We start from the raw sequence: 609 nt of genomic DNA, 5'->3' as shown, positions 1-609 counted from the left end.
GACGATGTCCGACACCCTCTCCGACTACACCCACCTCCGGACGCTCCCGGCGCTGCTGTCAGTGGTGTTCGTTCTCGCTGGACTCTACCAGTTCGGTGGAATTTCAGAGGTCATGCTGACGTGGTTCAGCTACTCGCTGACCGCCCAGCACGCCACGTTCGTTTCGCTCGGCGCGTACGCGATCGCCTTCGCGAGCAGCGAGACGAAGCGGTTCGAACACTACGAACGCTGGGAACAGATCGCGATCGCAGCTGGTCCGGCCGTCATCGTCGGCTACCAGTACGTCCCGCAGATCGCTGATATCATCAACACGAGCAGCAACCTCGGGCCGATCGTCGCGTTCCTCGCGACGGTCGTCGCTTGGGGCGTCGCTGTTCGGTAACCACCCTCGACCACCAACTTATGAGTTCCAACCATGACGACCCGACTAGCTGTATCGCTTCGAATCGCCCTCCTGATGGGCCTGCTGTGGGCCCTGACGGTTCTGATACCGACCGCCCTACTCGTCTGGACCGCCGCACATTCGTGAAAGGTCTAGGCGCTGCTGGCGCTGCCACGGTCGGTCTTTCGTCGACGGCCACTCCGGCGGCGGCCGTCGACTGGAGTTCC

The 609-nt window shown here is 62.7% G+C and carries 2 protein-coding genes; both read left to right on the top strand.

The window, feature by feature from the left end; genetic code table 11:
• A partial coding sequence (locus tag EXE44_RS17780; RefSeq protein WP_241991889.1) for a hypothetical protein occupies nt 1-382 on the top strand: 382 nt, incomplete at its 5' end.
• A 20-nt stretch (nt 383-402) separates the two neighbouring features.
• Nucleotides 403-609 (top strand): twin-arginine translocation signal domain-containing protein (locus EXE44_RS22140; protein ID WP_137718033.1); only part of this gene is annotated, 207 nt, incomplete at its 3' end.

Origin of the sequence: Halorubrum sp. SS7 (genome assembly GCF_005435055.1) — an archaeon.
In the GTDB taxonomy this organism is placed as follows: domain Archaea; phylum Halobacteriota; class Halobacteria; order Halobacteriales; family Haloferacaceae; genus Halorubrum; species Halorubrum salinarum.
This window is presented reverse-complemented; position numbering and strand designations above follow the sequence as displayed.